The organism is Halomonas sp., from assembly GCF_031581305.1.
Lineage (GTDB): Bacteria > Pseudomonadota > Gammaproteobacteria > Pseudomonadales > Halomonadaceae > Halomonas.
The window spans coordinates 1-9,652 of record NZ_JAVLBC010000124.1 but is presented as its reverse complement, the minus strand read 5'-3'; the positions used below and the strand labels follow the sequence as shown (position 1 = coordinate 9,652).

Here is a 9,652-nt window from a genome sequence, read left to right as displayed (position 1 = left end):
GTCGCGAGCAGGCAAGCGAGGACGATTGGTAACAGACCGAAAGATACTGAATGGCGAGGTATTCCGATCACTGGCATCGTAGGCTTACCTGAAAGATGGAGTTCCCGATCCGGCTCATGTTAGCGGCGGGAAGCGAACGCGGCGAGTCGATGACGCTCGGGAACCGTCGATGATGCCCGATCAGCGGCGCGTCAATGCTTAACCCTTCTGCGCCTGTGCCGCATTCCGCCCATCGACAACTCGCGCCGGTGAGCGGCATCGCCGGCACACTCCCTCACGGTCGGCCGGCTCTCCGCCGCAACCAGAACTTCTCCAGCTCCAGCACCGCGAACAGGCCGATGCCGATCAGCACGATCTCGATGCCGTGGACGAAGTCCACCGGCCGGGTGTCGAAGAAGCGCTCCATGAAGGGCGCATAGGTGAACATCAGCTGCAACACGGCCACCACGGCGACGGCGATGAGAGCGGCACGGGAATCGACCATGTGCGCCCAGCTCAGGGAGGGCGTGCGCAGGAAGCGGACGCTGAACAGATAGAAGATCTCCATCACCACCAGGGTGTTGACGGCATAGGTACGGGCCTCCTCCAGGCTTGCCCCGTCGGCCAGCGCCAGCCGGAATATCCCGAACACGCCGGCCGCCATCAGTACTGCCACCAGGGTGATGCGCCAGAGCAGGAACCCCGAGATAATGGCCTCGTCAGCCGGCCGGGGGGGCCGACACATGGTATCCGACTCGGTGGCCTCGAAGGCCAGGGCCATCGCCAGCGCCACGGAGCTGACCATGTTGACCCAGAGGATCTGCACCGGGGTGATGGGGAGAGTGAGGCCGAACAGCACCGCGACCAGGATGCTCATGGCCTCCCCGCCGTTGATGGGCAGCAGGAAGACGATCGCCTTCTTCAGATTGTCGTAGACGGTACGGCCCTGTTCCACCGCGCGCACGATGGAGGCGAAGTTGTCGTCGGCGATGACCATCTCCGAGGCTTCCTTGGCCGCCTCGGTCCCCTTCCGGCCCATGGCGATCCCCACGTCGGCCCGCTTCAGGGCGGGGGCGTCATTCACCCCGTCGCCGGTCATGGCGACGATCGCGCCCTGGGCCTGCAGGAGGGTGACCAGGCGCAGCTTGTGTTCGGGGCTGACGCGGGCATACACGTCCACGTCCCCGACGCGCCGGGCGAGCGCCTCGTCGTCCATGCTTTCCAGGTGCTGCCCGGTGATCACCTCATCGCAGTTGGAAAGGTCGAGCTGGGCGGCGATGGCCCGGGCAGTGCCGGCATGGTCGCCGGTGATCATCTTGACCCGGACCCCCGCCTCCCGGCAGTCGGCGACGGCCCGGATGGCCTCTTCGCGGGGCGGATCGATCAGGCCGAGCAGCCCGAGCAGTACCAGGCCCGACTCCACGTCGGCGAAATCCACCTCCTGCGCATGCGACGGCATGGGCTTGCAGGCCACGGCCAGCACGCGCTGCCCTTCCGCCGCCAGGGCCTCGATGTGCTGCTCCCAGGCCTCGAGGTCCAGCGGCACCTCGCCCTGCTCATCCCACACGGCGTGGCAGGTATGCAGCACCTGTTCCGGCGCGCCCTTGACGTAGACGAACGCCTCCCCCTGGTGGTCGTGATGCAGGGTGGCCATGAACTTGTGCTGGGCATCGAAGGGAATGAGGTCGGTGCGCGGGTTCGCGGCGCGTTCGTCATCGGCATCCAGCCCGCCCTTCAGCGCGGCGGTGATCAATGCCCCCTCCATGGGGTCGCCATGCACCTGCCAGCCCTCCTCTGTCTGTTCCAGGGTGGCGTCATTGCACAGCAGGCCCGCCCGCAGGAGCCGCGTCAGCCAGGGGTGTCGGGCTGGGTCGAGGGTCTCCTCGCCGTGCAGGAAGCCGCCGCGCGGACGGTAGCCCTCGCCTTCCACCCAGCAGCGGCCCGCGGCCGAGACCAGGCTCTGGACCATCATCTCGTTGCGGGTCAGGGTGCCGGTCTTGTCGGAGCAGATCACACTGAGCGAGCCCAGCGTCTCCACGACCGGCAGGCGGCGGATGATGGCATGGCGACCGGCCAGGCGCTGGACGCCGATGGCCAGGGTCACGGTGAGGATGGCCGGCAGTCCTTCGGGAATGGCTGCGACGGCCAGGCCTACCACCGTCATGAACATCTCGGCGGGTGCCATGTCGCGCCAGAGGGTGCCGAACAGGAAGATCAGGGCGGCCAGCCCCAGGACGGCACCCGTCAGCCAGCGCGAGAAGGTCGCCATCTGGCGCAACAGCGGCGTGGTGAGCGTCTCGACCTGCGACACCAGGTGGCTGATGCGGCCGATCTCGGTGTCCGCCCCCGTCCCCACCACGAGGCCGGTGCCCTGGCCGTGGGTCACCAGGGTGCCGGAGTAGGCCATATCGAGGCGATCGCCCAGCACCGCATCGCCCGGTACCGGGTCGATGGACTTCTCCTGGGCCACCGACTCGCCGGTCAGCGCCGCTTCCTCGATCTGCAGGCCACGGGCTCGCCACAGGCGCATGTCGGCCGGCACCCGGTCACCGGCCTGCAGCAGCACGATGTCACCGGGCACCAGCGCCTCCGCCGGCACGGTGTACTGGCGCCCTTCGCGAACGACCATGGCCCGGGCAGAGAGCATGTCACGAATCGCCCTCAGGGCGTCCTCGGCCTTGCCTTCCTGGACGAAGCCGATGACCGCATTCAACAGTACCACCCCCACGATCACGACCGTATCCACCCAGTGGCCGAGCAGGGCCGTGATCAAGGCCGCCCCGAGCAGCACATAAATCAGCAAATTGCGGAACTGGGCCAGGAAGCGAATCAGCGGCCCCCGGGGCTTGGCCTCGGGCAAGCGGTTGAGGCCGTAGCGTTCGCGGCGGCGGGTAACCTCCAGTTCATCCAGCCCCGTCGCCGGCGAAACGGCCCAGTGCTCCGCCACGGCATCGGCCGGGCGTGAATGCCAGTCCCGCTGGCCGGAGTCCGCTTGCTCCACCGTTGTCTTGTTCATCGCCTCTCCATCCCTCGCTCGCTTGCGTGCGAATGCGATCAGCCGTCAAGGCCAAGGTACCCCAGGTTTCCCATCGGGTCATGACACCTGGATCAAGGTTTGATGGCTTTTCGCTGGCCACGGCGGGGATCAGGCAGTGTAGGTGCACATGCTGGCTGAGGTTCTGGCACCAGGTGTGCAGCACTACGGTCATGCCCAGTTCGCCACCCAAGCGGCTCGAATCCTGGCCAAAGCGGCGCAGCGTGTTCCAGGTGACCTGGGACAACCGCCGGTACAGCACATCAGGGCGGTCAACTAGATGGGTGTCTTCTAGTGCTCGGTGCACAAGCGTCGGATATTTCCTGAAAAGGGCGTTCATCCGTCCTATACTTTTCTTAGAACTTTTGATTTTTCCTCTGTTCCAGCTGCCCCCGTTGTTGGAATGGACCATCCACAGCGGAATGATTGAAAGTTGTTCTTCTTGATAGAAACAGAAATCAATTTCAGCGTTAGTCGATATAGATTTATGTTAAAGAAATATCTAAAAAATACTTGATAAAGCCAGGTAGAGGCCCGATCAAAATGGGTTTTAATGCAACGGGAGAATCGTCATGAAAATATCTATCTCAAAATACGGCAAACGATCAGTACCTGTTGTAAACAGTGATTTCTTTCGTCTACATAGAATGTTATATTTTATAGCCGCGATCTTAACCTTCTTCGCTTTCTCAATTCCTGCTTACCCCGATTCACAGGAAACGAATCCGGACAATGCCATGACAGCCTTCATGGTCGGAGGAGCCCTCGGGGAGGCCTACATGACCGCACAGTATGAGGGAGGCATCCCCGCCACGCTTAAAATGGGTGTCCTGAAAAACAGACTCATTAACCGAGGCCCCAGTTGTCTGGAATCGCTCGTTGGCGAGATCGACAGTGTCATCCAGAAACTAAGGGTCGCTCGCACGAATCAGCAGGCAATGAACATCGTAAGCGATTTCAGGCATGAAGCCTCAAACAGAGCGTGGAATAATTGCGGATGTAAAATTTGCAGATACTGTCCCGAGCCGGTAGAAACCAAGATGTTGTATAACGTTTGGACGCCGCCTTATGGCCCCCAGGCTTTGTGCTTGACGCCCGACGAAGCCGCCGCGCGTAAAGCGGAAGGAGAGAACGTCGTATCTCTGGGAAAATCATGCAAGTAGCGGGCAGTAAAATACTCAGGGGGAAATCAAATAGGTAGAGTCAATAGCTGGTCTGCAGTTGATGAGCGTTGCGATCAGGGGATTTCGCTGGGGTTTGTCGGGATCCGGGCATTCGCCCCCAAAACCCCGGCCGGCGAGGTCGCGGGCGAGCACCCGGCGCAGGTCGCCGAAGGCGTATTCGGTGCGCTCGCGGGTTGCGTACCGTCGCGCCGGAGCCTTGATGCCGCGGTCAACTAAGTGGGTGTCTCCTGGCAAATATCTTCGAAGGGCATCAGCGGGGGCGTGGTAATGCGGTTAGACACTGCTCCTTCTGTAAGCAGGGCCTTCCGCTGTCTTCTTCAGCAGGCTCTAACAGCTTCACTGTCTGAACCGCCCCGGGTTTTGAGGAGGTTCCAACTCTTGAGAGAATGGAACCATGAAGATGAGGACGGCACGGCAATCGACCATGGGCGCCCTGGGGCCGGGGTCACTTCAGGGTGACCGGTGAGACAAACCCCGGCGGCTTCAGCGCCAGCACCGAACACTGCAGTTGATAGAGGACCGCCTCGGCCGTGTTGCCGATGATGAAGCCGGGGATCCCGGTTCGTGCCACCGTCCCCATCACCACCAGGTCCGCCTTGAGCTTCTCGACCAACTGAGGGATCTCCTTGCGCGGCGCCCCCATGGGCAAGTGGACCCGGGGAGACAGGTAGTCATAGGCTTCCGAACCAATGCGCTCGCGAAGTCGATAGGTCAGCCTGTCCATGCCGACCTGGTGACGGGACTGTTCCATCTCGACGATGTGTCGCTCGGTGGTGTCGGGGTCGTTGGCCCAGATGCCCACGAAACCGGCTTCCGGCGCATCCCAGGCATGCACGAGATGCAGCTCGGCGAAGTCCGACAGGGCCAAAGAAGCGGCAAGGTCGAGGATGCGGTCGTTGAGCACCTGCTTGTTCGGCACGGCACGATGGACATCGACATCGACGGCCGCAACGATGCGTCGGTAGTTGGGCGTCTCCTCCGGCTTCATCAGCCAGACCGGACAGGGGCACTTGCGCATCAGGTGCATGTCATCGCTGCCGAAAAGCAGCCGGCTCCACTCCGGATTTTCCGCCGTCTTGATCACGAGATCATGGTCATCCCGCAGCACCGCGCGAATGACCTCGATGAACGTGATCCCGGTCAGCACCTCGATATGGCAGGCGACCCGGTCGGCATGGGGGGCGATCAGCGACTCGATCCATCCCCGGCGCTCGGCCATCACCGACTCCCTGAATGCGGCGGGTGATGGCCCCCGAGGCGCCAGGGAGAGGTCCAGCATCTCCTCGGGGATGACATCGATGAGGGTCAGCTTCGCCTGGTTGTTCTCCGCCAGCGACACCGCCCGGGCGAGCCCGGCCTCCTGGGAGACGGAGGGCTCGACGACATAGAGGATGTTCCCGAAACGTTTCATGCGTTCTCCCCTCCCCGGGATTCGTCCGACGCCTGGGAGGCCATCACCCGGATGGCGGCCTCTCTCGCGGCGTCTGCGTATGGCACCAGCACCAGATCCACGCCCTCCTGCTCGAACCGTCGGGCATCCCGAGACTGGGAGACGGCGACCGCTACCTTTCCCGGGAACCCCTGCTGACGAAGACCATGCAGCATCATGCGATTGATGTCAGGGTCCCGGAGGGTGCTGACCACCCAGCGAGCCTGTTGCAGCGGCAGGGTGGCCAGGAACTCCGGATCCTCCGCATCCCCGTAGCACACCTGGTAGCGATCGCGGACATGCTGCTGGACGGTAGTGGGATCGAAATCCACCGCCAGCAGACGACAGCCGCGCTTCCGAAGGTCTGCCGCCAGGGCCGCGCCATAGCGACCCAGCCCGATCAGCAGGACGTCAACGTCATTGCTGGCATCCTCCAGGTCATCGCGTTCCCGGTGCGGCACCTTGCGCTCGAAGATCGAGAGCCTGGGTGCCAGGCGCTCATAGAGGACATGCGAATAGAGGATCATGTAGGTGGAGACGCTGATGGTGATCAGACCAACGAGGGTGACCAGCCCTACCGTTTCTTCCTGCAGATGGCCCATGGCCAGGCCCATCGCCGCCAGAATCAGGGAGAACTCGCTGATCTGGGCCACCGTGAGGCCGGCGAGGAAGCCGGTACGCTTGCGGTAGCCCATGTACCCCATGATGGCCATGACGATCAGCGGATTGCCGACCAGGACGAAGAGCGAAAGAATCGCCGAGGCGCCGAGCTGCGCGCCCAGCATGCTGAGATCCAGGGTCGCCCCCAGCTCGATGAAGAAGAACAGCAGCAGGAAGTCGCGAAGACTCACCAGGCGAGAGGCCACCTGCTCGCGGTAGGGGGTCGAGGCAATGGATACGCCGGCAAGGAAGGCGCCGACCTCCTTGCTGAAGCCCAGGGCTTCGCCCCCCATGGCGCCGATGACCGCCCAGGCGATGGCGAAGAGCATCAGCAGCTCCGAGGAATGGGCCAGCCGATGCAGCAGCCCCGGCAGGACGTAGCGCATCAGCAGGGCCAGCCCCACCAGCATGGCGGCCCCCGTCAACAGCACCCGCAGGGCCTCCCAGGCCATGTTGACATCGCCGTCGGCCTGGCCGTAGGCGGTCAGGCCGATCATCACCAGGACCACCACGATGTCCTGCACGATGAGGAAGCCGACCGCGATCCGTCCGTGCAGGGCGTCCACTTCCCGCTTGTCGGACAGCAGCTTGACGATGATGATGGTGCTGGAAAATGTCAGGGCGACGGCCACGTAGAGCGCGGTCACCGGCGACATGCCGAGCCACAGTGCGATGACATACCCCATCGCCGAGGTGAAGACCACCTGGCCCAGGCCGGAGGCGAGCGCCACGGGCCCCACGGTCCGAATGATATGCAGGTCGAGCTTCAGCCCCACCACGAACAACAAGAGTGCGATGCCGAGCCGGGCAAACAGCTCGATCTCGGTGCGTTGCTCCACCAGGCTCAACCCCGAGGGCCCGAGCAGGATACCCACGCCGATGAAGGCGACGATCAGCGGCTGACGCAGTTGCTGCGCCAGCACGCCCCCCAGCACGGCGAGGCCGAGGATCATCCCGATCTGGGCAAACACGCTCTCGAGCATCTTGACCCCCCTCGCGTCTGATAACACAACACGTTGATCATGCGTTCTTTTCAGGCCACGTCTTCGCCTGCATACGACACTATAACCTAGCCCGTTGCGCAGAATTCAGCCGGCTGCAAAAGAGAGACAGCATGAACACCCGTTCGATGCCGAGCGCCTCCATCACGGCGATGACGTCCTCGACAGCATCACGCTCCCCACCGGGCGGCGCAGCGAGCGGGGCATGGCAGGGCCGCGGCCAAACCGCACCACCAGATCGGGCCGGCCGCTGTCGAGACCCAGGGCCCTGGCAAATTCCGGGCGCACACTCGCTTCCTCCACCGGCTGGTTAATGAAGGCGTTGCGAATGCCCAGCGCCGTGGCCTGCAGGGCGAAGCGCTGGTAGCAACGCCCGGCTTCCACCCAGTGCGCCCGGTCATCCACCGCCGAGACGAATACCGCAAGCCCTGCGGCGCTGCGCACCTGGCGGGCCAGCTTGGCGTTCTCCGATTTCGGCCGCAGCATGGCGCGCATCAACCACTTCCCCAGCCAGCGCGGCGCCTGGGGGTTGCCGGTCGCCCGGCCACTCAGGCCGTCACCCTTCTCCACCGCCTCGGCGTCGTTGAAGCGTACCCAGGCCTCGAGCTCGCGTCGGAAGGCGGGATTCTCCAGCTGCCGGGTATTGGCGTCCAGAATGAACGCCAGCGCCCCATCGATGGCCTCTCGCTCGGTAAGCAGCACCACCGAGACGCCGCTCCCGTTGCCCGCCGCCTCGAGCAGTGCCAACTCCTCGGCGGAAAGCGGCGTGCCATCGTAGTCGCTGCGCGTGCACTGCCGCGAGACGATGGCCTCGAAGAGCGGCGACACCTCGGCCTCGCCGGGCGTGAGGGTCACCCGGATCTCGCCGTCGCCCCGAGGCCGGAACTCGGCCTCGGCATCCAGCCCCATGGCCCGGGCAGCCAGGCAGAGATTCTCCGTGGCGCAGCCCAGGGATACATAGAGATGATGATCGTCGGGGTCGACCACCGGCGTGCGCCGGGTCAGGTCGGGCAGGATGGAGATGGCACTCTCCTCTACCCGGAACTGCCAGCACTGAGTATTGTGGCCCGAGGGCGCCAGGATGGCGTAGTGAACGAGCATTTTCATTCGCTCGGTTTCATCCTTCGACAAGGCCAAATCCGGGGTCCAGGTGTTCTTCACTGCCTCGTCATAGTTCATGGTGTCTCCCTGGGTGGCCGAACGATGCTGTCGATGGAAGCCCCGGACAGGCTGCGTCATGCCGGCGCAGGGGTCGGCCGCCATCACCAGAGAAGGAACAGGGCCAGGGCAACATAGCCGGAATGCACGGAGGGGGACATGTCTGCAACAATCCCCCGCAACTCATCGGTGACGTTTATCATGCCGTGGAACACCAGCACCGCCAAGGTGCGACGTCCGGTGTGTTAGGCGCGGCATAAGACGTTGGTGGCAGCGTTTGGGCTAAAGTAGAGTCCCGCCGCCAGGCGTGACAACTTCCCATCGGGCGGCTTCCGGGGTAAATCCTCTCTATACTGTCCTTGATGCCTGGTCTCCTACATCTGGATTGTCTCTCCGCTGCTCTGGCGCCCGATACCTACGGATCCTTCATGCTGCGACTGGTTTGCTTCACTCAGTGCTTGCTGCTTGCCTCCCTGCCACCCGCCCTTGCGGAAACCGCAGGGCGGTCAGCACAGTCCCTGACACCTGACCGTCAGGAAACGCTGTCGCCTGCCGGGACCTCCGAGACCGCCGACCCGGTCGAGGAAACGCTGCAGGCACTGGCGGAACGAGGCGCGCTCACGGTGCGTGCCTTGATCGCCTATGACCGGCTGCCGGCCAGCCTGCGCGGCGAGCTTCTGGGATTGCGCTCCCAGGGCGTGGACATTCTTGGCCAGGACGCCGCTGGTCTGCAGAGGCTGCTGAAAGAACGTGAAGGGACTCTGCCTCCCGAGCAGAGTGCGGCGTTGGGCCGACTGCTCGAGACCCTGCAGGGAGTCACCGCCTCGCCGGACGCTCCCGGCGCCGTGGCGGACGCCAGCGATACGTCACCGCGCCCCGCTCTGCCGCCCATGCAGCTGCCGCCAGTCATCGATCCCGTGGCCATCGGCGAACAGCAGTACGCCGGGCTGATCACCATGGCGGTGGAGGCGATGCGAGCGCTTGCCGGCCCCATGTCCGCGAGTGAGCAGGCGCGCTTCGAGGCACACTGGCAACGCTATCGCGCCTACCCCAGCGCCGAGATCGAGGCGTACTTCCGCGAGGCCGCTCCCCTGCTCGCCGAGTTGGTGAACCTCAATGAGGCCATGGCGGTGGCGTCTGCCGCCTTCGACGAGGCCTGGTCGGAGGCGATGCTGGCCGCCGAGTATGAAAGCGAGAAAGACACGGC

At 63.9% G+C, this 9,652-nt stretch carries 7 protein-coding genes; 2 read left to right on the top strand and 5 right to left on the bottom strand.

The genetic code is table 11. The features are described from left to right. Positions 1-274: 274 nt before the first annotated feature. Both RI841_RS11120 and RI841_RS11115 read right to left on the bottom strand, forming a co-directional pair. Positions 275-2,995 carry a cation-transporting P-type ATPase gene (locus tag RI841_RS11120; protein WP_310705668.1) on the bottom strand — a complete coding sequence of 907 codons (2,721 nt, stop codon included), beginning with the start codon at positions 2,993-2,995 and terminating at the stop codon, positions 275-277. Beyond that, entirely contained in the window at positions 2,883-3,188 is a 306-nt protein-coding gene (locus RI841_RS11115; protein ID WP_405000938.1) for a transposase, read from the bottom strand. The genes RI841_RS11120 and RI841_RS11115 overlap by 113 nt, the downstream gene beginning before the upstream one ends. A gap of 397 nt (positions 3,189-3,585) precedes the next feature. On the opposite strand from RI841_RS11115, the gene RI841_RS11110 reads away from it, so the two are divergent. Further along, a complete protein-coding gene (locus RI841_RS11110) occupies positions 3,586-4,176 on the top strand; it encodes a hypothetical protein (protein WP_310705667.1) in 591 nt (196 codons plus the stop codon). A 466-nt stretch (positions 4,177-4,642) separates the two neighbouring features. On the opposite strand, the gene RI841_RS11105 is transcribed toward RI841_RS11110, so the two are convergent. The 3 genes from RI841_RS11105 to RI841_RS11095 form a co-directional block, all read right to left on the bottom strand. Next, a complete protein-coding gene (locus tag RI841_RS11105; RefSeq protein ID WP_310705666.1) occupies positions 4,643-5,608 on the bottom strand; it encodes a universal stress protein in 966 nt (321 codons plus the stop codon). Continuing rightward, a complete protein-coding gene (locus RI841_RS11100) occupies positions 5,605-7,269 on the bottom strand; it encodes a cation:proton antiporter (protein WP_310705665.1) in 1,665 nt (554 codons plus the stop codon). Before RI841_RS11100 ends, RI841_RS11105 begins: the two co-directional genes overlap by 4 nt. A 162-nt stretch (positions 7,270-7,431) precedes the next feature. Then, positions 7,432-8,466, bottom strand: a complete 1,035-nt coding sequence (locus tag RI841_RS11095; protein ID WP_310705664.1) for an Acg family FMN-binding oxidoreductase — start codon at positions 8,464-8,466, stop codon at positions 7,432-7,434. Positions 8,467-8,873: 407 nt separating this feature from the next. Between RI841_RS11095 and RI841_RS11090 the strand changes: the two genes are divergently transcribed. Beyond that, a partial coding sequence (locus RI841_RS11090; RefSeq protein WP_310705663.1) for a hypothetical protein occupies positions 8,874-9,652 on the top strand: 779 nt, incomplete at its 3' end.